This window comes from Veillonellaceae bacterium, assembly GCA_012523975.1.
Taxonomy (GTDB): Bacteria; Bacillota; Negativicutes; order JAAYSF01; family JAAYSF01; genus JAAYSF01.
Genome location: JAAYSF010000016.1, coordinates 31,787 through 57,837, shown reverse-complemented (window position 1 = coordinate 57,837; position 26,051 = coordinate 31,787). Strand labels below are relative to the sequence as shown.

The following is a 26,051-nucleotide window of genomic DNA, read 5'->3' as shown; positions in this document are numbered from 1 at the left end:
TGATAAAATATGAAAAAGCTATTTGTCAAAAGGCAAATAGCTTTTCGTATTTTAAAGTAAACTGCTTCAGTAACATCTCTACATAAATCAGCATAAATTAACATAAAGAGGCCTTTGCTTGCTTTAGAACTATTCGTCAGGTTTTGGCGGCAACCGGAGCCGTAGGCTTTGGCACTTATGGTCAGATTGCTTCGGTAGGGGGAATACGCATTGGTCAAGGAGTTTCTCTTCGGATGACGATTGGCGGGAGACCGTTTCCGCCAGCCTCAATTGGTTTGCCTGCCTCCCCGAGAGATAGAATAGCTTTATATCCGTATCCTATTGTATTGCCATAGATTGTTTATTGCTGACTATGTTATAGGTGAACCTTGTCTTAAGGATATATTTGGATTTTGTTATACAATAGCTTATATAGTATAATAAATGAAAACTTTTTAAGTCACTTTTTCTCTTGTTTAATCCCTTATGTAATTTTGATTTGGCAATTATTTATTTTTTTGAGCTAAAACATAAGGGAGGATTTTAATGAGTGTTAAAAACATTCAAGGTCGAGTGCTTATAATAATGGCAATAATAATTGCTGTTATGGGCTATTCATCAGTTCAGAGTGTAAAAAGCCTGAAACAAGTGAATAACAAACCACCGCAGTATGAGATGGCTGTCACTGACCTATCCAAAGAAAACGAAAACTTAAATACAACCGTTAAGGAATCCGATACTGGATCAGAGAGACAAAGAGAGAATTACCCCGTAAGCCGCGGAGGAAGAAGCGTCCGGAGTGTTATCAAAGACGCCCAAGTGACTTGGTATAACGACCAAGGTACAACAGCCAGCGGCGCCTACACTAAACCCGGCCGAACTGTCGCGGTCGACCCTGCCGTTGTTCCTTTGGGAACATGGATTGATATTGTTATGCCAGATGGGACCATCCATCGCCGGCGGGCAGAGGACACCGGAAGCGCTGTAAAAGGGAAAGTCTTTGATATTTATGTCGATGCTTCCTCAAGCGAGCTTCGCCAGAGGGGCAGAACACATGGAGTTACAGTGTTCATCTTAGGAAACCAAATAGACGAAGAGTAGAAAATAAGACATCGGTGGGTGTCTTATTTTCTTGTCGCAGTCCGTAGCTTGACAACCTTGAATTTAGAGAATTGGTATGATATAATATTCACAAATTAAGTATTGGAGTTGAAAAGATGAAGTAAATCTTTCTTGCTGATTAATAAGGCATAATAAAGCGATGGCAGCGCTAAGCCGCCTTGATTTGTTGTGCTTATGCAAGAAAGTTACTATTCTTTTTACTCAGCGAATATATCCTCGTCATGCCCGTACTACTGGGCTTGGCTTTGCTGTATTATGAGCTGCAAGAAGTAACTTTCTTGCAGCCTTATATTTTAATACAGGAGGATAACTATGTCTTTAATAAACGTTACAAATCTGACCTTCGGCTATGATGGCAGTTATGATAATATTTTTGAAAACGTAAGCTTTCAGATAGATACAGATTGGAAATTAGGTTTTACCGGCCGCAATGGAAGGGGTAAAACTACATTTCTTAACTTATTACTAGGCAAATACGAATACAGCGGTACTATTTCAGCAAAAGTAAACTTTGAGTATTTTCCGTTCGAAGTAAAAAATACCGACGACAGTACTCTGGATGTAATTGAAACAATCTATCCGGATTACCAGCAGTGGCAGGTTATGCGGGAGCTTTCCTTAATGCAGGTTTCCGAGGACGTTTTATATAGGCCTTTTGCTACGCTGTCGAACGGAGAGCAAACCAAGGTACTGCTTGCAGCCTTGTTCTTGAAAGAAAATAGTTTCTTGCTGATTGATGAACCGACCAACCACCTTGATATCAAGGCAAGAAAAATTGTCAGCGACTATCTAAACTCAAAGCATGGCTTCATTTTGGTGTCGCACGATAGGGCATTTCTTGATAACTGTGTTGACCATATCCTTTCGATTAACAAAACCAATATCGAAATTCAAAAAGGGAATTTTTCGTCTTGGTGGGAAAACAAAAAAAGGCAAGACAACTTTGAGCTTGCCGAAAACGAAAAACTTCAAAAAGATATTTCTCGCTTGACAGCAGCCGCAAGGCGAACTTCTGATTGGTCAGATAAAGTTGAAAAAACAAAGGTGGGGACAAGGAATTCAGGTGTAAAGCCGGATAAAGGCTATATTGGTCATAAGTCCGCAAAGATGATGAAACGTTCTAAGACAATTGAGGCAAGACAGAAATCGGCTATTGATGAAAAGTCAAAGCTTCTCAAAAATATTGAGAGCTCTGAAAGCTTGAAAATGTCTACGGTTAATTTCCATGCCAACCGTTTTGTAGAGCTTGACGATGTATCTATATTTTATGGAGAAAAGTTAGCCTGTGCGGACGTAAGCTTGACCATTGAGCAGGGTGACAGAATAGCGCTTTACGGTAAGAACGGCTCAGGAAAGTCAAGTCTTCTTAAGCTGATCTGCGGCGAAAACATCACTTATACAGGAACTCTCCGTAAAGCAAGTCAGCTAAAGATATCCTATGTTTCGCAAGATACCTCACATCTCCGGGGCAACTTAACGGATTACGCCAGAGAAAACAATATCGATGAAAGTATTTTTAAAGCTAATTTAAGAAAACTTGATTTTTCAAGAGTACAGTTTGAAAAAGATATGGCTGATTTTAGCGGCGGACAGAAGAAAAAAGTACTAATTGCCAAGAGCCTTTGCGAGAAAGCCAGCTTGTATGTCTGGGATGAACCGCTTAATTTCATAGACGTTATCTCACGAATGCAAATCGAAGAACTACTGCTCGAATATGCTCCAACTATTATCTTCGTAGAACATGACATTGAATTCTGCCGCAATGTTGCAACCAAAATAGTCGAACTATCATAATAAAAACCCGCGAATTTCGCGGGCTTTTTATCGTCAATGGGCTGATTGGCACCCTATATCCAGTTTGGTAGAGTGCCTTGTTGTATTTTGGTGACCCAAACAGGGTCATTTCTTTTTTGTAAACAGAATCGCATGACTCCAGATAATATCATATAGAGGAGAAGCAACCTTGGTCGTCTGATTGACATAGGCTCTGAAGGCTATAAAAATATTCTGATTGTTGTCAACTCCGAATGCCGACCCGTGAGGGTTGCCTGTGCTGTAAGGTATAATCACTTCAGTGCCTTCCTCGCTATCCCTTGCCATTTTTACAACATAATAATACTTTAAATTTTTATAGCGTTTAGGGAAATATTCATCAGCAGGATATTGCAGTTCATTTGTTATACGGGCTGCCACAACTCCATTCATAAGCTCTTCACCGTAAAGGCTGTTAGCTAAATACGTTGCAAATCCAGTTTGTGTGTGGTTTATGCCATATAGTATAACAAAATCATCGTCAGTAGCTAATTTAAAACTTTCTGTTCTATAATAAATTGTATCCTTGTCATCTATAAAAGCATCTCTATCCTGCATTATACTTTCAAAACCCTCAATTTCCCAGGGGTATAAATCAAGATCAACAATATCATATTCCGGATTTCTGTATTTGCAAATAATTTGATTTCGCAAGTAATCCAGTGTTTCCCTTGCTGTTGGTACGACCTGGAACTCAGTTGTACCTGTCTCCCGCTTTTTAAGCTCGGGAATAGGCCACGGATTGACTGCAGGGCAAGGCTTCACAGGAGTGATTCGCAATACGGTAAAATATTTATCAAGATTAAACATATAATCCCAGCCGGTATCTGAATTTTCAAAAATAGCTGCTCTCATGACAAACGAAAAGTGGTCTTTGCCCTTTTCCAGTCCCATGTTGACTAGATTTAAAGGAATATTATCATCGTTCATAATTCCTGGGTTAAAACCTGATCCAACCAGAGCATCACGCATTAGCTGATTTATGCGCCTGTCGGCAGTAGTGATAATAATCGTAGAACTGTCGAAAGGATTTCCGGGAGTTCCATAAGGTGTACTGTCTGTCCAAATAGAGTTATTGCTAATCTGGTCACCCATACTGGCACCTATATAGTGGTAAAAACCGGTGCAGGGATTACCAGCTGTAACAGCATTGCTATAGTCTTTTTTTATTTTATTTTCAACAAACCCCAGATAACTTCGAACTAAAATAAACTGCCGGGGGAGGTGTCTGTCCTATTGATACAATAGCTTCATCAGGGCGCAGTTTATAGTCAATTCCTGGTGCTGCATATAGAACATTAGGTGGATAATTATAAGGGTTAAAAGGATTATAGTCTTTTGGCGGTCTCTGACCTGGGCAAGGATCTTGGTTCGGTGCCGGCGGCAGGAGATAGACTGCATAGGGTACGCCTGCATTATTGCCAAAGCAAGTGCCGACTTTACCCTCACTGGCTAATTTTAATATATCGATATATCTTATACTGCCTTTTTGAACAATAAAGCCTCTTTCTTTTAATAATTTTACGAACTTATTTATGTTTCCATTTCTATCAAAATAGTGTTCATAATTTGGTGTATCAACACGATTATGATACGGGCTACTTGTAATAGAACTATCCACATTAATTACTCCTTTACTGTTTTTTATTTTAGTATATGATGTGTTTCTAAAGAGGTGTGATTAGATAAGTGACATAACTAAAAAAACGCAACATAAGAAAGACTGCACTAAAGGTTTTATCCTTCAGTGCAGTCTTTACATTCGCACCACCGCTTGAAGAGAGACGGTCAAAAATTTACTTGTTTTCGTAAATCCCTATGTTGAACTCCCTTTTCGCTGGTCTTTTATCGTCTATGGACTGATTGGCAGAGGGCAGGGTGGACTATGAACAGGTTAAAGGAACGATGGTTACAGGGCAGACGGCTGAATTAATCACGCCGTAGCTAACGCTGCCGAGTACTCCGCTGAGCATCGGATTCATACCGCGCGAGCCCATCACTATCATGCGTACGCTTGTTGAGCAGCCGGTTTGAGCGTTATTATCGGCTATGACTTCTTTGCAGATCTGTTCCTTGGGGTCTCCGGTTCTTAGTTTGAATTCATATTCTACACCGGCATCTTGCAATAATTCTTTCGCCGGGCTTACCATTTCCTCAAAAAGCTGTTCTTGATATTCACGAACGGCGGTTTCATCGAAGAACATTTTTGTATGTACTGTTCTAAAGCTTGGCTGAACATTTAGAACGACAACTTTTTCCTGCAGAGATTTGGCCAGGTTAATAGCAAACTGCAGCGCACCAACGGCATTCTTCGATCCATCAAACGGAACAAGAATCGCGGTTTTCATAGAAATAACCTCCAAATTCTAAAAAATATCTACAAGTAATAATTCGCCGCAGAAGATATCTTTCCTGCTGTTATAGTAGCAAATTCACCGGTTTAAGCGAAACCTTTCGCTATTCTTCGCAGTCTGATTTGCTGGCGGAAAACGTAGCTTACTGAGCTCACCAATTATAGAGCCAATAAAGTAGTTACAAAACAGGCCTAAAGATTTCGTTTGTGAGCAGACTGGATTGATTTTCGATAAAGCGGATTTTGTTTTTAATTTCATTTAAGCCGAAGGCATTACTGTATTTTAGCAACTTCGTTTGGGGCGCAGCAGAGTATGGTATGCTTTTTCTTACGGTCGTCGTCGCGATCAAGTTCATCCATGCCTTTGCCTCCTTAGACAAATTTATACTACATAATATGTCGGCAAGGTAGCGCTTGTTACGGTCGGATATGTGATAATACAAAAGCCTTAACCGCCAGAAGCGGTTAAGGCTTTAAGTCGCAGCTTTATTGGAGCCAGAAAAAGAGAACAGGGTAAATAGCAGTGAGGAATACCGTAGTTGTGAGGAAGAATGCGGCGCTGGCTAAGTGGACATTAAAATTATACAGGCGGGTAAGGACGACGGCGTTAATGGCGGTAGGCGTACTGGCGGCAATAATGATAGTGCCTAGCACCACCGGGTCAGTAAAAAGCTTGCTGGCGACGAGGTAGCCAACCAGCGGAGTGATAATAAATTTGACGGGTAAAATATCGAGGATGCTGCGATAGTAATGTTTCATTTCGGAGAATTGGATAGAATAACCCACCGGAAACAGTGCAAACCAGGCTGAAATGTGGATTAGGATATTAAACAAATCGCCAAGAAACTCCGGGCGGGGAACTTCGCCGGCATACAGCAGCATTCCGACAGCTATTCCGGCTACCGGCAATTGGTTGCGGTTAAAGAAGAGCTCGGCAAAGGTAATTTTTCGAGTATTACCGGCCTGCTGTGACAGCAGGTTGTTATAATAATTGGCCATAGGAAAACAGAACAAGAAAAAGACGAGGTTCTGGAACATGGCAACTATCTGAATATAGGCAAACCCTGGCTCCCCGAACAGGAAAAAGGTGCATAAACCGCCGAGTGTCCCAATGTTGGACAGCATGGTTGACGCTAAGTAACTGGCCTTATCCGGGCCATCGTCATATTTTTTCCGGGCAATCAGGTAGCCTGTAAGCCCGGGGATAAAGCTGAGCAATATTCCGAAAACCGGCAACCAGAGCAATGCAAGATTGAGCGGCAGTATCCAGAAACTCAATGCCGCCAAAATTGTGTAAAAGACTGTAATATTGACTTCAATAATTTTATTGCACAAGGCTTCACTCAGCCACTGCCGCTGCCGGCAGTAGTAGCCAAGCATCAGCGGCATCATCAGGTCGGTAACTATATAAATTAGTTTGGCTGTTACATCCATTCTACGCCTCGCGTGCCGATCTTAGGCACTTTCTTCTTTTTAAAATGGCAATACTTTCTTAATTATAGCACAATCGGCGGTTAAGTAATTTATTTTTGATTAGCAACTATCTAGTTGTTGCTAAATTAACTTGTCCGCTAAAATTATGGCAGGAAGGGTAAGCAGCATGTCGAATTTTCACAATTAATAAGCAAGTCTCACTTATAATGCGCTAAAAGGAGATAAGGGACTAACGTGAATCATATTTCTAAACGAAAATGCCTTTGTTTGCTTTTATTAATTATACTGATGAGCAGCGTAATGCCATTGAGCTTGGCGCAAAGCAATACTAAAAAATCCGTTCTGGTACTAAACTCCTATCATAAAGACTATAAATGGAGCGACAATATTATTGAAGGAATTACGTCGGTATTTGGTCCAAATGCCCGAAATATTGACATGCAAGTTGAATATATGGATACCCATAGAATATCTGACAATAACTATATCTCTCAGCTTTTTGAAATGTATAAATATAAATTTAAAGACAAAAAGTTCGATGTAATCATCGCTTCTGATGATCCGGCCTTTGCTTTTTTACTAAAATACCACGATCGTCTCTTTCCGAATACTCCGGTCGTTTTCTGCGGCGTTAATTATTTTACTGATTCAATGCTGGCTAACCAGAATCACTTTACCGGTATAGTAGAAGGACAAGATATAAAATCAACCTTAGATATCGCATTGGAATTGCACCCTAACACCAAGAATATCTATGTTATCAATGATAACACCATGACGGGCAAGTCGATTGGGAAAACATTGCTAGATACAATTCCCGCATTTAAAGACCGCGTTAACTTCATATCCCTGGAAGAATACGATATGGAGCAAATCAAAGAAAAAGTTGCCCACTTGCCGCCTGATAGTTTGGTGCTGTTTTTGATCTTCTTCCAGGATGTAGCCGGTCATAAGTTTTCCTATGCTGAGAGTATATCGCAAATTTCAGCAAGCAGTACCGTTCCTATTTATGGAGTTTGGGACTTTTCTTTAGGTGACGGGATTGTGGGCGGAATGCTTACCAGCGGTTACTACCAAGGGGAACTAGCCGCCAATCTTGCACAAAGAATTTTAAATGGTGAGCCGGTTTCAAATATCCCCATTGTAAAAGAAAGTCCTAACCACTATATGTTTGATAGAACCCAACTAAAACGTTTTAATATTAAACACTCGGACCTGCCCCAGGAAAGTATAATAATCAATGATACTTACTCCGGTAAAAAACAAGTTTTAGTCCTCAATTCATACCATAGCGGCATGTCGTGGACGGATAGTCTCATTGCCGGCATCAAATCTGTTTTAAATTCTAACACCGATATTGATGTTTATTATGAGTTTATGGATGCCAAGCAGAATACCAGCCCGGAATATATCCCAAAATTATACGAGTTATATAAATACAAGCTTAAAAATAAACACTATGATGCGGTAATTACTTCGGATGATGACGCCTATAATTTTTTGCTTAAATACGGCCAGGAACTTTTGCCCAATGTACCCATCGTTTTTTGCGGCGTGAATTATTTTCAGGATAGCAGTCTTACAGAGAACAACCTAATCACTGGGGTTGTTGAAACGCTTGATGTCAAAAAAACCATAGAAGTAGCTTTGAAATTGCAGCCGCAAGTTAGAAATATCGTCATTATTAATGACCGAAGTGTTACCGGACAGGTAAATAAACAGTTATTAACCGATGTTATTCCCAAATTCCCGGCAATCAACTTTACCTTCTATGAAGATATGAATATGTCGGAAATACAAGACCGCGTGGCTGAGTTGCCTAATGATACAATTATTTTATTGATGAGTTTTAACAAAGACAAATCTAATAACATTTATTCTTATGAGGAAAGCATTCGGATCATTGCCGCGAAGTCAGCAGTACCAATTTATTCGGTTTGGGATTTTTACTTGGATCATGGCACTATTGGCGGGATGCTCTCCAGCGGTTACTATCAAGGTGAGACAGCTGCCGCTATCGTGCTTCGTATCCTAAAAGGGGAGAAGCCGCAAGAGATACCGATTGTTAAGCAAAGCCCTAATAAATATATGTTTGATTACAATTATCTCAGAAAATATAATATCGATCCGGAACTGCTCCCTGAGAACACTATAATAATTAATAAGCCTGTTTTAAATAATGATAGATATTTCATCATTGGGCTGGCAGTATTACTAATAATCCTGAGCACTGTATCTTACGTTCAGCGTAAGCGGGCAAAGGACCAGCTAAAACTTTTAAAAACACCGGACTATCTTACCGGATTATTGAATCGTGGTACAGGATTGGCGTTTCTTAAGGAGCAAATCGACGAGGCTGATAAAAATAACACCAAATTATCAATTGTTTTTATCGATGTAAATGAGTTGAAAACGGTTAATGATACCTATGGTCATCAGGAAGGTGACAAATTAATAAAAACTGCAAGTCAATTAATTTTAAAAAGATTACGCAAATCCGATGTTTTATGCAGATTTGGCGGCGATGAATTTTTACTCATCCTGCCGGATTGTGACTTATCGCAAGCCAAAAGTATCTGGGCAGATGCTGAAGAGAATATTGAAGGCTATAACACAGAACATCATCATATATACCCCATCTGTGTAAGTCAGGGATTTGCTGAATATGATCCGGCACATCCACTTTCAGTCGATATGCTGATTAAACAAGCTGATACCGAGATGTATGCCATGAAACGTCTGCATAAGTTAAATTTGCAGGATACCTAGCTAATAGCCAGATGATTTAAGGACATAGAAGTAAAATTAATCGAGTTAACCCGTGAATTTCACGGGTTTTTTTTTACGCATAATACTAAAAAGATCAATAAAACCATTAATTTGAAATTTAGGGAAAACAATACAAGGAAATTTTTGATTTGATGCGAATAGAAGCAGATAATGTAATAAGTGTAAGGAGTTATTACATTTGAAAAGTAAGGGGGTAAAGAAGGATGGACATTACCCAAAATATCCGTGAAAGCATTGAACTTTATCGTCGGAATTTTATGACACTTATCCTGGCAACACTGGTAGCAGCGGTCGGGTCATTGATTACTGCCGGTATTCTCGCTGGGCCACTGACAGGCGGGTTGCTCATGCTTTGTTTAAAGCTTATGCGGGGTGAAGAAGCAGGAATTAAAGAAGTATGGGGTTATTTTGACAAATTTGCCCCGACATTCCTTATCGTTGCGGCCTTGTGGGTAGTGACGCTTATCGCGATCGTGCTTGGTTCTATTCCAGTGGTTGGATTTATCGTCCAAATATTGGTTGGCCCGGTCCTAGGAATAATCTTTATTTTGGCTGTTGGCCTAGTCGTTGAACAGAATTATGAGCCGATAGCCGCGCTGAAAAAGGCTTTGCAATGGTTCAAAACCAACAACCCTCTTATAATCTGGCTTTACAGTTTTGTAATTGGGCTTTTGTCTGGCGCTGGGGCTTTCTTATTCCTGTTACCGGTGATTCTGACCATGCCGCTTGGCGCAACTGGGATGGCCATTGCCTATCGCGAGCTGTCCAACCGGGAAATCGGTATGTTGACAATGAACTAGGAGGGAAGAAAATTATGAAAAGATTTACCGTATTATTTTTGGTATTATGCTTTGCGGTCGTCAGCCTTGGGCTTGCCGGCTGCGGGGGAAGCGGAGGGAAACAAGCTGCTCCGGCAGCAAAAGAAGAGACGGTAGACGAACTATTTGCCAAAGGAAAAAATTTGCCGGGAATGTCATATGATTTTGTAATGACAGCCGCCGGTAAAAGCATGTCCGGTAAGATGTGGCTTTCAGACAAGAATATGAAAAGTGAAATAACAGTAAATAATGATAAGACGATTACAATTGTTGACGAAGAGGCCAAGGTGATGTATACATATATCCCGGCACAAGGGACAGCCTTCAAAATGCCTTTTGCCGATGACGCGAATAATACTGATACGCCTGATGAATTTACAAAGGATTTAGATGCTGCTAAAGTCAAAGTTCTTGAGACAACAACCTATGATGGTGCTAAGTGCAAGGTTGTGCTCGTTCAAGAGAAAGACAGCAAGGCTCAGACAAAGCTATGGGTGAGGGAAGATTATGGTATTCCGGTGCGGGCAGAATTGAGTGATCCTGAAGGTGTAAACATGGTTATTGAATATAAAAATCTTAAAGTGGGCGCCCAGCCGGCGGATATTTTCAAGCTTCCGGCGGGAGTAGAAATTATGGATATGAGCGATATGGCTAAAGACTTGCCTAAGCAGTAACACAGCGATAAGTCTCCATTTCCATTTCATTACAATAAAAATTTCACAAACTTAGAGTGTCGTTACGTTTCACTTCTAACCTGAATATCATATAATAGGTGAAACAAAAAAGGCATGATAAGGAGGTGAAAGTGTGAGACCGGGATTCTATACTCAAGAATTGGAATTCGTTCCGCCAACCGAGTCCGACCTAGCGCTTGCACCAAAAGTCATTATTGGTAATGCCGAGGACTCAATAACAGTTTCTGCCGTTCCAAGCGAAATGGAATTTATTCCGTCAACCGAGTCCGACCTAGCGCCTACACTAAAAGTCAGCGCGGTAAAAGCTGATGAATTAGAAGCAGTTTCAGCCGTAACAATCGATTACTATGCCTATAGTTTTCTTGAGTAAGGGTCGTAAAAATTAATTAGGTAGTCCAAATAGGACTACCTTTTTTAATTCAATCTGCTCCTGTGGCTTTTTTTATCCTTGATACAACGGCAGTTAAAAAGGCGGATTTTATAGGTTTAATTGCCAGTAAAGCCTTAACAGGTGAGGAGTTTTCGACAGTTCCAATGATTCGCCCGATTGCTCGGTGACTTAGTTTGGATGGATCATCAAACACTAAATTCGCTAGTTTGCCGCGCTCAATGGCCATTGATATGATTCTGTCATAAGCGGTCTCGGGCACGATTACGCGCTGCTTACGTGGAGTCATAGTCAAGCTGTCGAATTTGCAAGCTGCTGCGCAGACACCGCAGCCTAGACACAGCGTTTCGTCACAGGTTGGTTTGCTTGCGTGGTTATTGTCGATATCCAAGGCGCCAATCGGGCAGGCTCTTACACAGGCCCCGCAGCTGCGGCACTTATTAGCATCAACGGCAGCTAGCCAATTAGAAGAAACTACTGCATTTCTAAGCTCAAATCGTTTTATAGCCTGAATAAATTCGCAGCAGCAGCTGCAGCAATTACATATAAAGCCCACATCTTTCTGCACGTTATCCGCTATCTGCACTAAGCCCATACTTCTGCAATCTTCAATAATCCGTAAAGCTTTACTAGTGGTTATTGGTTTGGCCAAGCCTTTATTTATAAGAATATCCACGCTTCGTCCCATAGTTAAACATGTTTCCAACGGCGCATCGCAGCTTCTGCCGAGATGGTAGGCCTTATGCCTGCAAGTGCATAGCGAGACGCCGATGGTTTTTGCCGAAGCTACAATGGCGCTGGCTTTTTCCCAATCTAATATTTAGGAATAATCTTGGCTCGGTAAGGCTTGTTCATGGACTAAAGCTCGGCCTAATTGAGTTGATCCTGCAAATATACTTTGGGCAAAGCGATCATTATTACTCATGTATTCTTCAAATAACTCCGCAAGTTCTTTAAGAGGCAAGTTATCGCGAGTGCGCATAAAAATGAACTCGAAAAAGCCGATAACAACCGGTGCCAGCACAATATGGGTCTGCCCCTTATGTTCGAAATCAAATACCAGTCCCCGCTCAGCCATCGCAAGAATTTTTTCGCGTAACTCATCGGCTGATATATTAAGCTTACCGGCAACGGTCGATAACAGGGTTGGCCTTAAGGGAATTTGACGCGCGATGTGAGCTTCCTGTGGTGTAAATAGTATTTTTAATATGTCCATAAAGATAGGCGAATAGGGGGCTCCTGTAAGGTTATAGTCCAGTCGCTGCTGGAGCATCCGATATTCTTTTTCATCGTTTATGATATGTCCCATTATTTGCTCCTTAAGATTAATAATTACTATATGATAACCTATTTTCAAGAAACTTTTACGGCTTCCTTCAAAATATTCCTAATTTTGGTACAATTAGATTAAGCTAGTTCAAGCTCTCATTCAGTCATAATCGTCTCGCTGAAACATTTGGAATGATTAGTCAATCTTTGGCATATCATTGAACATATTACGCATAAGAAGGAGGGATCAAAAATGAAAAGGATAATCATCTTATGCCTCGTTATGTTTGTTTTATCGATACCCTCGGTGACAAAAGCAGAGAATAACATAAATTATCGTCAGCATGCTAACTTACAAGATAATTACAATTTGGCAGAGCAGGCTCGGGGACAGCAAGAGCGGGATAAGCAGCAGCGCGAGAGAGTGGAGCGGGATAAACAGCAGCGCGAGAGAGTAGAGCGTGATAGACACGAGCAGCGCCATCACCAGCGGGTTGATCGTCGGCGCGATGGTCATCATGACTGGTCTCATCCAAAGTACAATCAGAAGCATTGGCGCCCGGTAGAACGCTCATATCGGGCTCATATTCCATTCAAGTGGCATGAACGTTTTGACCGTCACTCAGTTCAACACCATATGATACTGATTGAGAACCATGAATGGCACGACAGATTTCCGGGGCTGCGCCCGTACCGATGGATAGATAGGCATGGCGCAGGTTTTTGGTATCATAATCATCGGGTAGTTAATGCGATTATGTTTTATAACGATTATGACGAGTTAGTCAGTATCGGATTCTTTCACAATGGGGTCTTTATCCTAATTCGTGACGATGATTGCTATTATGAAAACCACGACACTTTTTTCTCGTTGTGGTTTAGCACATAGCCAGCTTATAAGCAAAGAATAGCAGGCTCAACCGCAGTCTTATGCTGCCGGTTGAGTCTCTTTTCTGTAAAAAAAGGTAGTGGCTGATATATCATTTACAATATTTTCAATTCTAATTGGTAGATTGTTCTACTGAAGGGCCGGTCTGCATATAGTGCACTAGGATTGGCACAATCAAAGAAAGGCGGGGGATTACTTTGTTTAATGCCACGATTTTGTTGCTGGGTCTAGCTGCCGGGATAATTCATTTGATTGTCAAGCGAAGAAGTCTTAATAAAACAAGAGGCATGGAACTATTAGTGCTTTATTGCATTTTCTTTGGTATTGGTCTTGTGAGCATGGCAGCGTTTATTGGGCAGGTGTTTTTCCCTGAAAGAGTAGCCTCGATGCTTGGCTGGGCGTTGAGTCCTTTGCATAAGGATATCGCCATTTATGCCGGAGTCTGGGGCTTGCTTGGCCTGATGGCTATATGGATCAGAGGCAGTTTCGTGCATGCTGTAGTTATCGGCTGGTCGGTATTCATGCTCGGCGCCGGCGTTGGACACATTACAGGAGCATCCGTGCCAGCTAGTAGTGCAGCAGCTAATTTTGGCTCCATTTATCTCGATATGGGCGCGACTCTATTGATTATTCTTTTATGGGCAGCCTGGTTAGGAATGCGAAGATATAAGAGTCACCACTGCTAGTTAGCATTACAATTTTTTCGCTAATTTGGGCATACTTTCAGCAAAATAGCAAGAGCTGGAGGTATTTTTCTTGGTCAGAAATGTACGGGCGATAGTTACAATCACCGTTGTTTTTTTAATACTACAAATAGCAGTTATTTTAGCACTGGCTTATCAGGGGCGGCCCGATTATATGCGAAGTGTGGCAGGAACTACCGTTTTTATGGTGGTATACACCTTCCTTGAGGCCAGATATGGCCTTATTATGAACAATTATGTCCGGGTATTGGTGATGCTTGCCATTTTGATTGACGGCTTGTTCGGCTACTGTTTTAACTTATATACGACATCAGCCGTCTTTGATAAAGTTCTGCATATCTTTGGGACATATGCTTTCGCATTGTTTTTCTATGTTTTAGTGGTTCAGATGATAGCAAACCCTGTTGTCAAGCCAGTAAAATTTATCCTGGCTGCCTGTCTTGGTTTAAGTATAGGGGCCTCTTACGAAATCCTCGAATTTTTCACCGATAGCCTGTCTCATCCTAGTCCGCCCAGTCAGCCTAGTCTGTGGGACACTAATACCGATCTCATTAGCGATGCTGTTGGGGCGTTGTTAGCTGCAGTCCACGTGGTCTTCAGAACCTTTATAAACCGAGATTTTTAGTAACAAAATCTCGGTCTGGCCGGGCAGGATTTTTTTGTTATATAGCCTGTTGTGATATATTTATAAATGGTAAAATAGAAAAATATATCACAACTTGTAAGGCAACTGGTGAAAATATTGATCATAGTAAACAAAGCTATTCTGCATATTTTAGATTACAAATCAGGTATAACTGTTTTTTCTGAGCAAGAATTAGAAATGAAAAATGACAGTGTGTTTGCCTTTTTAACTAAGCATATTGAGAAGTCATATAATGACCAGAGTTCAAAGGCCGGTGCTTTTATCGCCGCTAGCAAATTTAAAAGCTATTTGACAGACTATATCGGGGGCAGTTTGGATTTTGTCCCGTTTTCAGTCGCAATCGCAGAATTAGTGCATAACGCTTTTTCAAAGGCCGACGTATTGGATTCTTCTGATTTGCTTATTTGTGATTTGACGATGGATACAACACGCTTTATTACACTTTTCAAATGCAATAACCGGGTTGGCTTTACACATCAGGTCGTTCATGATGGTGATAAGGTCAAAAATGAAATTATTAATCACTATGCCATCCTGCCCAATCCTTCGCAGAAGATTGACGAATACGCACTTATCGATGCAGAGTCGTTGGAAATTAAGTTTATTGATAAAAAGCATACCGTTAATGGGGAGGAAAGCTTTGTCCTGTCAGAAAGAGTTTTAGAATGCAGTTCAAGTATTTCGCCTAATAGCACCATAAAATTAGTAAACGCTATAACCCGTAAAGTAGCCGAAAATCATGGTCATAGTAGTGTAGCAGCGATTGCTAAAGCGAAAAACTATATGGTGGAGAATACTGAGACATCAGAATATCTCGATCCAGTTGAGCTAGGCAAAACAGTTTTCCATTCGTCGCCCATCATGCAGCAGGAATATTTTGAAGAAGTAAAAAAGGCAGGAATAACCGAAGTCGTAAAAATAGATCGGGACTTTTGCGTCAAAAAGGGTAAAAATCACAAAATTAAGACTGATACCGGGATTGAAATCTTGTTTCCGGTAGACTATTTTGATAACAAAGATTTCATGGAATTTGTTAGTAATCCGGACGGAACGCTATCAATCGAACTAAAAAATATCGGTAAAATAATTAACCGGTAGGAATAAAAATTTTTTTTACAAATTGCTAATATTCTAACATTTAAATGCAGGAAAAAGGCCTAAAAAGTGGAATAGCCTAAAAAGTGGAATGTGATGAAATTAACGGCAAGAAAAAAGGAGGATTTTGCATGAAGAAACTGTTGGTAATTTTTGTAGTATCCATGATGTTAGTTGGTTTGCTGGCAGGCTGCGGAAGCAGCACAAAGTCAGCTGACCAGAAAGCACCAGCAAAACAGTTCATTAACATTGCTACAGGGGGTACAGCCGGGGTATATTATCCGTTGGGCGGGGCAATAGCCGAGATTCTTAATAAAAATGTTCCTGGCATAAATGCAACAGCGCAAAGTACCGGAGCTTCAGTAGCAAACGTCAACTTGCTGAAAGATAAAAAAGTTGAGTTGGCGTTAGTGCAAAATGATACCGCTTACTATGCATATACCGGTACTGAAATGTTCAAGGATAAGAAAGTTGCCGGTATCAGAGGCGTATCAACCCTCTATAACGAGACTATTCAAATCGTAGTTATGGAAGACAGTTCGATTAAATCCCTCAACGATCTGAAAGGCAAGAAAGTAGCCGTTGGTTCAATCGGCAGCGGAACTGAAGCAAATGCAAGACAAATTCTCGAAACTTATGGTATCACTTATAACGATCTCAGCCCGCAGTATCTTTCCTTTGGTGAGGCGGCTAACGGTCTGAAAGACGGCAATGTGGACGCCGCGTTCGTAACTGCAGGTTACCCAACAGCAGCTATTCAAGATATTGCCTTCCAACATAAAGTAAGATTAATTCAGGTTGATGCCGATAAAGCTGATGCCTTGATTAAGAAGTACCCATTCTATGCCAAACAAATAGTAAAAGCTGATACTTATCCTGGTCAAACAACTGACGTAACCACCGTAGCAGTAAAAGCTATGCTCGTAGTTCCTGAGGGATTGGATACCGATACTGTTTACAACATGACTAAAGCTATCTACACTAACACAGACAGACTGAAAGCAGCTCACAAACTGGGCGAAGGCATAACTAAAGAAACTGCAGCCGAAGGAATGCCGATTCCATTACATCCAGGCGCCGAAAAGTTCTTTAAAGAAAAATAATAGCTGGGAGTGAATAAATGCCGGGGACTATTCGGTACCCGGCATTTATTAATAATATGGTTAAATCCCTAAAACGTCGGAAGATACTAGGATTTACGGTTTGCTGCAGTGCTGTGCTAGTTCTGTTAACGTATTGGTGGTTTCTGCCACTGAAGATTATTATAGAAAGTGAGTCTGGTCCTTGTCTGGAAAAAACCACCTATATTGGCGATACCTTTAGTTTGCGGTTCACTCACTCTGTTCATAAGACACCGGTGTGGGAAAACTTCGTTGTTGAAGGTGCAGATAAGCTGACGTTGGTATCCACCGAATATCGATCTTATGGCGTGGGGATGCCGTCACTGCCGTCAGAGGGTACATTTATACAGAAGGACGATCGGTTTGTTCTCACCAATGTAAATCGGCATTTTAGCCAAATCCCGGTAAGAGTAGGGCCGGAGGCTAAATTATGCTTTATACAGCATGAGCAAGAGTACCCGCTGTACCGGTGGCTTGGTCACGGTACGTTAGTTCATGTGCGAATTGACTATGATTACGGATATCCTCTACGATCAAAATGAAAAGTTTCTTCAGTAAGGTGAAGTGGAATAGTACAAACAATTCTTTGTTGTAATTTATAAGCATAACGAGATTGGTCCGCTAAAGGAGATGATTAAATTGGCTTTGGAAGAAGATAATCAACAGATAAAAAGCGCTGATGAACTTCTCAAAGAGTTCGATGCGGAGGCTGACAAGCGTATCTTAACCGGTTTCGTTGGTCGTCTAGTATCCGCTATTGCGATTTGTTTTACGATGTTCCAGCTATATACTTCGTTTTTTGGCGTTCTTGACGCTCATTTGCAGCGGGCAGTCCACTTGAGTTTTGGGATGTGCTTGATTTTCCTGCTGTATCCTACTCGGCGCTCCTGGTCAAGAAATAAGATTCATCCTTTTGATGTACTATTGGCAATTATCGGGGCCGCGGCACCAATGTATATTATTGTTACATATCAGGAATTGGTTATGCGGGCCGGTACAGTAACTGACGTGGACTTTGTTGTAGGAGCAATTGGTCTTATACTGGTAATTGAGGGCTGCCGCAGGGTAGTCGGCAAACCGATGGTAATTGTAGCGTTGTTTTTCCTAACGTATGCTTTCGCCGGGCCTTATCTGCCCGACACTATTGCTCATCGCGGTGTCTCCTTTGAAGATTTGGTTGCTCATTTGTACTTTACAACCGAGGGCATCTTCGGTATTCCCTTGGGAGTTTCCTCAACCTTTATCTTCTTATTCATTTTGTTCGGTGCATATTTAGAGTCGACCGGACTAGGAAAGTTTTTTATCGATATTGCTAATGCCATTGCCGGCTGGGCAAGCGGCGGTCCCGCCAAAGTTACTGTTTTAGCCAGCGGCATGATGGGAACAATATCAGGCAGTTCGGTAGCTAACGTCGTAGGGGTCGGCAGCTTTACCATTCCGATGATGAAAAAGCTGGGCTACAACAAGGAATTTGCCGGCGGGGTTGAAGCTGCCGGTTCGACAGGTGGCCAGATAATGCCGCCAATCATGGGGGCTGCAGCATTTTTGATGGCTGAATTCGTAGGTATACCCTATATTGAAGTTGTAAAAGCCGCTGTAGTTCCGGCTCTGCTTTACTATACCGGTGTTTGGATTTCAGTACATCTTGAAGCAAAACGGAAAGGCTTAAAAGGTATTCCCCGGAGAGAATTACCGAATCTTAAAGAGGTATTTTTCAAGCGCGGTCATTTGGCCTTGCCGTTGGTAGCAATTCTGTTCCTGCTGATAGACGGTCAAACTCCGACCAAAGCAGCCCTATGGGGTATCATTATTGCTATTTTGGCAAGTTCTTTGAGCAAGTCAACCCGGATGAAGCCTATCCAAATTATCCAAGGTTTAGAGAATGGCGCCAAAGGGGTACTGGGCGTACTTATAGCCTGTGCAACGGCTGGTATCATTATCGGTGTTGTTACCAAGACGGGCGTTGGTCTCAAACTTGCCGGGGGATTAATTGAGTTAGCAGGCGGCCTGCTCTTGCCGGTAATGTTCTTCACCATGATTACCTCGCTCATTCTGGGTATGGGCGTACCGACGACTGCAAACTATGTCATTACCTCGACTATTGCTGCGCCGGCTCTAATAGCGTTGGGTATACCTGTTATTGCCGCGCATATGTTTGTATTCTACTTCGGAATCATTGCTGACATTACACCGCCGGTTGCGCTAGCGGCCTATGCCGCGTCTGGCATTTCGGGAGGAAATCCGCTAATGACAGGGGTTACCGCCTCGAAATTGGCCATTGCTGCCTTTATTGTCCCGTATATGTTTGTTTATGCGCCTGTACTGTTAATGGTTGATGCTACGGCAATGCAAGTTTTTGCTGCTGCCATTTCCGCAATTATCGGTATGTGGGGCTTGGGTGTAGCTATGATTGGTTATTGGTATGCTGATGTGAGCCCGCTTTTGCGCGTTGTTGCTTTTGTAGGCGGTTTAATGCTGATTGATCCGGCACTGCTTACTAGTGTGATTGGTCTTGCAATCCTTGTTGGTATCTACTTTATCCAACGAAATAAGGCTGCTGCCAAAAAGAATCTTGCTGCCTAATAGATTAGGTAATCTAATTGTTCAAAAGTCTAGGATAGTGGGATTCGGCAAAGCTTATAAGTACGGTTTTTAATATAATGATTTGCTCTGAAAAGAAGCTAAATCTGCTGTTTAGCAAGATTAAGCTTCTTTTTTTATTTCTATGCCAAGAATTTTGCGTAAGAATGGGTTTTTTTACCTAAAGGTGTTTGGACAATTTTTAACGAACAAAATTAATATAAAGAAATGACCAATATTTTGCCGTCTTGAGGCCAAGAAGTTAGCCGGTTTGAATGGTTGCATAATGAAAGGATGACTACTGTAAAATGGTTGGGAAAGGAAATCCCAGATTAGATATATTGTGTTACATGGTAATATTGGTAATCTTCCTGTTGATTGTTCGTTTGGGGTATCTACAGATCTATCAAGGCGAGGAATATTATCAGAAAGCAGAAAATAACCGAATAAGACTCATGCCAGTCATGGCGCCGCGCGGCAGTTTCTATGACCGGAACGGAGAACTGCTTGTATCGAATCGGCCGGGCTTCTCGGTATCTCTGGTGCCGATAAAAGGGCCAATACCTGACGATGTGCTGGATAAGTTAGCGAATATTCTCGGCATGAATGTAGCAGATATAAAAATGAAAATAAAGCAGCAGTCCAGTCCGCTGGCACCGGTGCGTATAAAAAGTGATGTCGGGCAGGAAATTATCACAAAGATTGAGGAACGCCGTGGTGAACTGCCGGGCGTAGTCATTGAAGTTGAGCCGATACGAAACTATATAAATAACGAACTTGGTGCCCATATGTTTGGCTACGTTGGCGAGATTAGTGAGGCTGAACTGGAGAAGAAAAAGGCCGATGGGTACAGGTCAGGTGACATTCTTGGCAAATTCGGTCTTGAGAGAGTCTATGATAAAGAACTCCGCGGTACTGACGGGGGAGCTCAGATCGAGGTTAATGTTGCGGGACGTCCTGTAAGGATGCTGGGTAAAAAGGAACCGTTGTTGGGCAATAGCTTAGTTCTGACAATTGACGCTAAGCTTCAAAAGGTTGCTGAGAAGGCAGTAGACGACCGCCTCAATTACTTGCAGAAAAGAATGGGGAATCCTGGAGCTAAGGCTGCTGCCGTAGTTGTTATGAATCCTAATACTGGGGAAATTCTAGCAATGGTTAGTCGGCCGGCGTTTAATCCTAACCTGTTTAACGGCGGGATTTCATTTAAAGATTGGAGGGAAATAAATGAAAACCCGTATAATCCGATGCAGAATCGAGCTATAGGTGCCGAGTATCCGCCTGGGTCGGTGTTTAAAATAGTTACCGGTCTTGCTGCCCTTGAATCCGGTAAAGTGACACTGGAAGAAAAGATTTTCGATACCGGGCGGCACTGGCTGGTTCCTAAAGGCAACTCCCACGGAGTAGCTGCGGGTTGGATCAGTTTTCACGAAGCAATGGTAAAATCAAATAACGTTTACTTTTATGAAATGGGTAATCGTTTAGGCATTGACCTGCTCGAGCAATGGACGCGAAGATTCGGCCTGGGGTCGCTGACTGGCATTAAACTGACGGGCGAGGCTGATGGTTTGGTTGCAAACCGCAAATATAAAGAAAAAGTGTATGAAGAGGAATGGTATTTATCTGAAACCTTTGACGCCGCAATAGGCCAGGGTTTTCAGCTAACAACACCGCTGCAGATGGCCTCGGTTATCAGTCAGATAGCTAATGGCGGCCACCGTTACCGTCCCTACTTGGTAAGCAAAATAGTTTCGCCTAATGGTGACACTATTACGACCTTTGAACCGGAAGAAGTAGGCTCGCTGAACGTTTCGGAGCGAACTTTGACCGCTATTCGCAATGCCTTGCGTGAAGTTACTGTGCCGGGTGGAACTGCGGGATATGTATTTACAGGCTTTCCAGTTCCAATTGCCGGGAAAACAAGTACGGCCGAGAATCCGCATGGCGATGATCATGGTTGGTTTGTCGCCTATGGTCCCTTTGACAATCCAACTATCGCTGTGGCCGTAATCGTCGAGCAAGGCGGTTATGGATCAGACGCGGCAGCCCCGATTGTCCGAAAGATTATGGAAGCTGCCTTTAACTTGCCTCCTTCCAAAGATGCAGCCGATATGCTGGCTGAAGAGGAAGCAGCAAAAAATCCTTCCTCCAGTCGGCTTGCTAAACCTGCTAATTAAACTAATGGCCCTGTGCTCATCAGTGAGCGCAGGGCCTCATTTGTTTTTCAGTAAATTCGCTGCTGCAGCTATAACGGTTTCAGGCCGGATTTCCGTCATACACCTGTTTTCCCGGCAGCGTTTATGTCGTTCGTCATCTATATCCCAGCAAGGAGAACAGGGTACAGATGCCCGTATTATTATATCCTGTGGTCGGCGGGGGCCCCATCGCTTGGGATCGGTAGGGCCGAATAAACAAATTACCGGTGTATCGAAGGCCTGTGCAATATGCATAGGCCCGGTGTCAACAGTAATTAGCAGATCGGCAGCCTGGATAAGGGCGCCAAGCTCACCTAACGTAAGACTCCCGGCCAGCACCTCGGCAACGCTTCCGGCCCCTTCATTAATCTCATTGAGAAACGCTGCTTGCCGGTTAGAGCCTATCAGATAGCACTGCGCTTGCTGAGCCATGGCTTTCAGTACATGTATATGGTTTGCGAGCGGCCACATTTTTTGCGGCCTGTCACTGATGGGACAAATAATAACTTTTAAACGTTTTGAGTGCATAGCGGAGGGGACTTTGTCAGACAGATCGGCGATATCGTCAGGTCTGATAGCGAATTCTATTGCTGTATTATCCGCTTTGATACCTAACATATCAATTACTTGAAGCTGGCGCTCTACCTCATGTACGTAAACAGGATTGTTAGGGACTACATAATTCAAGTATTTTTCACCGCCGTTAACGGCAAAACCCGCGCGGTATCTGGCGCGGCTTAAAAAGGCCATCATTGGGTCGACGGTACCGTAACAAGACGCTATAGCCAGATCGTAATTTTCCTGCTGCAGCATGGTGATAATGCCCAGTAGGCGGCTTTTATCCTGCTGCCAGGAGCGGATATTATAAAACAAGACATTGTCTACATAAGGGTTGTAATAAGCGGCCTCACCCTGCGGAAAGCTGACCAGCATGTCTAGCTGGGCTGCAGGGTAGGCCGCTTTTAGGGCTCTGGCTACGGGAAGTGACAGCACAATATCGCCAATATGAGCTATATTAATATATAAAAATTTATTTATTTCTTGTACGGGGATGAGCATATTAAGTCACCACCTGTTCAAAATCGCCGCTAGGCGCTCCGCGATTTGCCGCCAGTCGAATCTATGCTTGATAAGCTCATAGGCTTGGGCCGATATCCGGTCAGCCGCGGCTGGATCACCGAGGAGAGCATTTATCTTATCAGGTATTGCTTCTAAACTGCAGACCAAGAAATGTATACCATCCGCGCCGTCAATTCCTCTGGCTCCGATGGGCGTGGTTACTATTGGTAGGCCTGCTGCCATATACTCGAACATTTTAATGTTCGTTCCTGAACCGTAAGCAATTGGATTCAAAGCAAGGTCGGCTGCGCTAAACAGCGAAAGCTTTTGCTGTTCGGAAACTATGCCGAGCATATCAATATTAGCCGGCAGCCTGTGACCGGAAAATTTATTGCAGATACTGCCTGCAATCCTAAATCGGACTTTGGGTAAAGCCTTGGCAAACTTAACGATATTATTGACTGCCTCTAGGTTAGGCGGAAAGTCACTGCCAATAAACAGCGCTGCAGGGACGGTGATATTTTGCAGAATTTTATGCTGCTGGCGTTCATTACGATCCCAAAATGGAATTGCCCTAATGTCTGCTCCGTTTGGCACAATTTGAAACTTGTTAGGGGTGAGTGTGTAAAGAGCAGCTAGGCGGTCAGCATCTTGTTGTGAACAGACCGTAATTAGCCGGGCTTTTTGGCAAGCAGTTTTTTCTGTCTGGAAGATATCGGTTAGCAAATAATTTGCCTGTGCAGGCAATATTAACTGATGCAAATCAAACTCGACATTGTGGGCATCACAAATAATAACAGCTTTATGGCAGTCTGTCTGTTCAAGCTCATATACTAAATAAGGATGGGATAGAAAAACGAAATCGGCAGTCTTAAGGTGTTGGGCTAGAAAGTAAGCAAATTCTGGTGTATGCTTTGCAAAGAAGCTGGCCAGGGCACAGGTGTATATACCAAATTCGCTAACGAATTGGCGTTCCAGTTTGCAGTGGTGCGGAGTTTTGGGAATACTCAATTGAACAAGTCCTGGATGGAGCTCGTTGTAAGACCTTTTATTAGAAAAGCACAGAATTAGTATATCGAAAAACTGTGCCAGATTTCTAAATAACTGGATGACCCTTCCTTGGCCACCGCTGGTTGCCGGGTAAACAGGGAAGGGATTCAGAACTATTACTTTTCTGCGCGCAGCTGTCGGAATGAAAACACCCCCCTAGTGGCTAAGTCCCTGGATAATTTCGGCTAGAACTCAGGCGTTAAAACGCCATCTGAATTAAGTCTCCATTTATACTAAATATATGCGTTGGGTATTGTTGAAACACCGAATATGAGAAATGTTAAAATGCGGGTATCCCCCGCATTTTATTTTTGGGGCTGAAATATAGATGTGATAGTTATATTTAAGGGGGTGGGCTCTTGCGGGTTTTGTTTTTAGAAAATCATCATATCTGGATCTATGGCTTACCCAATGGCTTTCGTGATGCAGGACATGAAGTCCTGATTACAGGCATAGAGCGGGAAGATACAATTACCGAAAAAATTAGCCAGTTTAAGCCCGATCTGGCGTTAATGCTTGGCTGGACGGAGCAGCATGTGGCGGCCAAGCGAAAGTGGATAAGGAAATGTATCTCAACCGAAGATATCCCGCTAATTTACTGGGCCACCGAGGACCCAATCCACAGTCAGGTATTAACTGTGCCCTTTATTATGCAGGCTCGGCCTGATTTTGTTTTTACTGTAAGTAAAGAATTGGTCGCTTATTATGAGAAATTGGGATTCCCGGCGGCTCACCTGGACTTCGGTTATCATCCCAGTGTGCATAAGCGGACTGAAAAGATGGATGAATATAGCTGCCGCCTGGCGGTTGTGGCCAACGCCTATCCGGGAGTTATTAAGGTATATCCCGACTTTTTTCGCTTAGAATCTTTAGCCATTTTAATAGTTCCGCTGCTAAAAGCAGGACTTAGGATTGATTTTTGGGGAGTTCGCTGGCATGAAATGGATGATATTTTGGGTGTTAAGCTGCCCCGTGAATTTTTGCATGGTTATTTGCCATATGAGGAGGCCTACAAAGTCTATAATTCAGCCGATATTGTAATCGGTCTACAGAATACAAAAACGCAGGTCACGATGAGAACCTATGAAATTCTCGGTTCCGGCGGCTTCCTGCTTACGTCGGCTACACCTGCTGTTAATGAGTTGTTTGAAAGCGGCAAACAGCTTATTGCGGTTGCCTCACCGGAAGAAACGCTCGCCATGGTACAGTTTTATCTAGACCGTCCTGACGAGCGGGAGGCGATTCGAAAGCAAGGTCAGGCGGCTGTAGCAGGACATAGTTATCGACATCGGGCGGAATCAATAATCGCGGCCTTAAAAGCAAGGAAAATTATATAAGTCGAATTTTGTTCTAGCATAAATTTTGACTCATATCTTATCTATGAGTAATAACGAATCAGGAGGGTTGGGCATGAGCATCTTTTGCGACATATGTAATGAGGAACTGCTTTGTGAGCTGCAGCGAGAGATCCGGATGACAATGATTTTGTACACTGTCGACGGGTATGCTTACTATGGTGAGTTGAGCAGAATTTTGGATAATCGAGTCGCTGTATTAGTTCCGGGTATAGGCCAAACGGATGTTATTGTAAGACATCCCGATCAAACCTTTGGACCACAAGGCAGTACAGCTATCCGTGAAAATCAATCCTTTGTTGATCTATGTACTGTAGTGGCCAAGACTTCCCCGCTTAGCGCAATACCGCCGATGTTTGGTTTTTAATATAGGGAAAGGAGAGTGTGATATGACGGAAGAAATTGTTCGGGAAGAAAGTCATAAACTTATCCGAATTCTCAAAGATTATAAGTATAGTGTCATTAATATTAGGGTATTGGGGCAATGGATGTTTACCGGTAAACTGACGCAATTAGAATATGAATTGGCAACATTAACAAACGTAACGGTAACGTCAGGCGCCGGTTTAACGCTTAGTGTATTTGAAGTAGACCGGGTCACTATCAATCTTGAGGCGATAACTTCGATTGGGGAGCCTGCTTTTTTACCATATTAAATATCGTAGAAGGTAGCGATTTTCGAATGAGCAAAGGGTTTATC

General features: G+C 42.5%; 21 protein-coding genes and 2 pseudogenes. 17 read left to right on the top strand and 6 right to left on the bottom strand.

Annotated features, from left to right (window positions below):
- Nucleotides 1-564: 564 nt before the first annotated feature.
- Nucleotides 565-1,080 (top strand): hypothetical protein, encoded by a 516-nt coding sequence (locus tag GX348_02350; GenBank protein NLP41028.1) that lies wholly within the window; start codon nt 565-567, stop codon nt 1,078-1,080.
- Between the two features lie 333 nt (nt 1,081-1,413).
- Nucleotides 1,414-2,895 carry an Lsa family ABC-F type ribosomal protection protein gene (gene lsa / locus GX348_02345; GenBank protein ID NLP41027.1) on the top strand — a complete coding sequence of 494 codons (1,482 nt, stop codon included), beginning with the start codon at nt 1,414-1,416 and terminating at the stop codon, nt 2,893-2,895.
- A gap of 105 nt (nt 2,896-3,000) precedes the next feature.
- On the opposite strand, the pseudogene GX348_02340 reads toward lsa, so the two are convergent.
- From GX348_02340 to GX348_02330, 3 genes and pseudogenes are all read right to left on the bottom strand, one after another.
- A pseudogene (locus tag GX348_02340) lies at nt 3,001-4,534 on the bottom strand (hypothetical protein).
- 262 nt (nt 4,535-4,796) lie between these two features.
- The gene (locus GX348_02335; protein ID NLP41026.1) at nt 4,797-5,261 is read right to left on the bottom strand and encodes a universal stress protein; all 465 of its coding nucleotides are present in this window, start codon (nt 5,259-5,261) and stop codon (nt 4,797-4,799) included.
- Between the two features lie 491 nt (nt 5,262-5,752).
- Nucleotides 5,753-6,700: a transporter gene (locus GX348_02330; protein NLP41025.1), complete on the bottom strand. Its 948-nt coding sequence runs from the start codon at nt 6,698-6,700 to the stop codon at nt 5,753-5,755.
- Nucleotides 6,701-6,988: 288 nt separating this feature from the next.
- On the opposite strand from GX348_02330, the gene GX348_02325 reads away from it, so the two are divergent.
- The 4 genes from GX348_02325 to GX348_02310 all read left to right on the top strand — a co-directional run bounded on the left by GX348_02325 (nt 6,989) and on the right by GX348_02310 (nt 11,373).
- Complete coding sequence (locus GX348_02325; protein NLP41024.1) at nt 6,989-9,469, top strand: diguanylate cyclase; 2,481 nt, start codon at nt 6,989-6,991, stop codon at nt 9,467-9,469.
- A gap of 224 nt (nt 9,470-9,693) precedes the next feature.
- Complete coding sequence (locus tag GX348_02320; GenBank protein ID NLP41023.1) at nt 9,694-10,290, top strand: hypothetical protein; 597 nt, start codon at nt 9,694-9,696, stop codon at nt 10,288-10,290.
- Nucleotides 10,291-10,304: 14 nt separating this feature from the next.
- On the top strand, nt 10,305-10,982 hold the full coding sequence (locus GX348_02315; GenBank protein ID NLP41022.1) for an outer membrane lipoprotein carrier protein LolA: 678 nt from the start codon (nt 10,305-10,307) through the stop codon (nt 10,980-10,982).
- 133 nt (nt 10,983-11,115) lie between these two features.
- Nucleotides 11,116-11,373 (top strand): hypothetical protein, encoded by a 258-nt coding sequence (locus tag GX348_02310; GenBank protein ID NLP41021.1) that lies wholly within the window; start codon nt 11,116-11,118, stop codon nt 11,371-11,373.
- 49 nt (nt 11,374-11,422) lie between these two features.
- On the opposite strand, the pseudogene GX348_02305 reads toward GX348_02310, so the two are convergent.
- Nucleotides 11,423-12,700 (bottom strand): annotated as a pseudogene (locus GX348_02305) (4Fe-4S binding protein).
- A 213-nt stretch (nt 12,701-12,913) separates the two neighbouring features.
- Between GX348_02305 and GX348_02300 the strand changes: the two are divergent.
- The 8 genes from GX348_02300 (at nt 12,914) to mrdA (ending at nt 21,869) form a co-directional block, all read left to right on the top strand.
- On the top strand, nt 12,914-13,549 hold the full coding sequence (locus GX348_02300) for a hypothetical protein (protein NLP41020.1): 636 nt from the start codon (nt 12,914-12,916) through the stop codon (nt 13,547-13,549).
- A 197-nt stretch (nt 13,550-13,746) separates the two neighbouring features.
- Nucleotides 13,747-14,235 carry a hypothetical protein gene (locus GX348_02295; protein NLP41019.1) on the top strand — a complete coding sequence of 163 codons (489 nt, stop codon included), beginning with the start codon at nt 13,747-13,749 and terminating at the stop codon, nt 14,233-14,235.
- 70 nt (nt 14,236-14,305) lie between these two features.
- A complete protein-coding gene (locus tag GX348_02290) occupies nt 14,306-14,878 on the top strand; it encodes a hypothetical protein (protein ID NLP41018.1) in 573 nt (190 codons plus the stop codon).
- A 114-nt stretch (nt 14,879-14,992) separates the two neighbouring features.
- Complete coding sequence (locus GX348_02285) at nt 14,993-15,997, top strand: nucleoid-associated protein (GenBank protein NLP41017.1); 1,005 nt, start codon at nt 14,993-14,995, stop codon at nt 15,995-15,997.
- 128 nt (nt 15,998-16,125) lie between these two features.
- Nucleotides 16,126-17,097: a TAXI family TRAP transporter solute-binding subunit gene (locus GX348_02280; GenBank protein NLP41016.1), complete on the top strand. Its 972-nt coding sequence runs from the start codon at nt 16,126-16,128 to the stop codon at nt 17,095-17,097.
- Between the two features lie 17 nt (nt 17,098-17,114).
- Complete coding sequence (locus tag GX348_02275) at nt 17,115-17,657, top strand: DUF1850 domain-containing protein (GenBank protein NLP41015.1); 543 nt, start codon at nt 17,115-17,117, stop codon at nt 17,655-17,657.
- An 88-nt stretch (nt 17,658-17,745) separates the two neighbouring features.
- A complete protein-coding gene (locus GX348_02270) occupies nt 17,746-19,698 on the top strand; it encodes a TRAP transporter permease (GenBank protein ID NLP41014.1) in 1,953 nt (650 codons plus the stop codon).
- Between the two features lie 305 nt (nt 19,699-20,003).
- The gene (gene mrdA / locus GX348_02265; protein NLP41013.1) at nt 20,004-21,869 is read left to right on the top strand and encodes a penicillin-binding protein 2; all 1,866 of its coding nucleotides are present in this window, start codon (nt 20,004-20,006) and stop codon (nt 21,867-21,869) included.
- A gap of 36 nt (nt 21,870-21,905) precedes the next feature.
- Here the strand turns inward: mrdA and GX348_02260 are convergent, their stop codons facing one another.
- Nucleotides 21,906-22,946: a glycosyltransferase family 9 protein gene (locus GX348_02260; GenBank protein NLP41012.1), complete on the bottom strand. Its 1,041-nt coding sequence runs from the start codon at nt 22,944-22,946 to the stop codon at nt 21,906-21,908.
- A 6-nt stretch (nt 22,947-22,952) separates the two neighbouring features.
- Nucleotides 22,953-23,957, bottom strand: a complete 1,005-nt coding sequence (locus GX348_02255) for a glycosyltransferase family 4 protein (protein NLP41011.1) — start codon at nt 23,955-23,957, stop codon at nt 22,953-22,955.
- 398 nt (nt 23,958-24,355) lie between these two features.
- Here GX348_02255 and GX348_02250 point away from each other — a divergent pair, with 398 nt between their 5' ends.
- The 3 genes from GX348_02250 to GX348_02240 all read left to right on the top strand — a co-directional run bounded on the left by GX348_02250 (nt 24,356) and on the right by GX348_02240 (nt 26,007).
- A complete protein-coding gene (locus GX348_02250) occupies nt 24,356-25,333 on the top strand; it encodes a glycosyltransferase (GenBank protein NLP41010.1) in 978 nt (325 codons plus the stop codon).
- Nucleotides 25,334-25,406: 73 nt separating this feature from the next.
- The gene (locus GX348_02245; protein NLP41009.1) at nt 25,407-25,718 is read left to right on the top strand and encodes a hypothetical protein; all 312 of its coding nucleotides are present in this window, start codon (nt 25,407-25,409) and stop codon (nt 25,716-25,718) included.
- Between the two features lie 22 nt (nt 25,719-25,740).
- Entirely contained in the window at nt 25,741-26,007 is a 267-nt protein-coding gene (locus GX348_02240; GenBank protein ID NLP41008.1) for a hypothetical protein, read from the top strand.
- Nucleotides 26,008-26,051 lie beyond the last annotated feature (44 nt).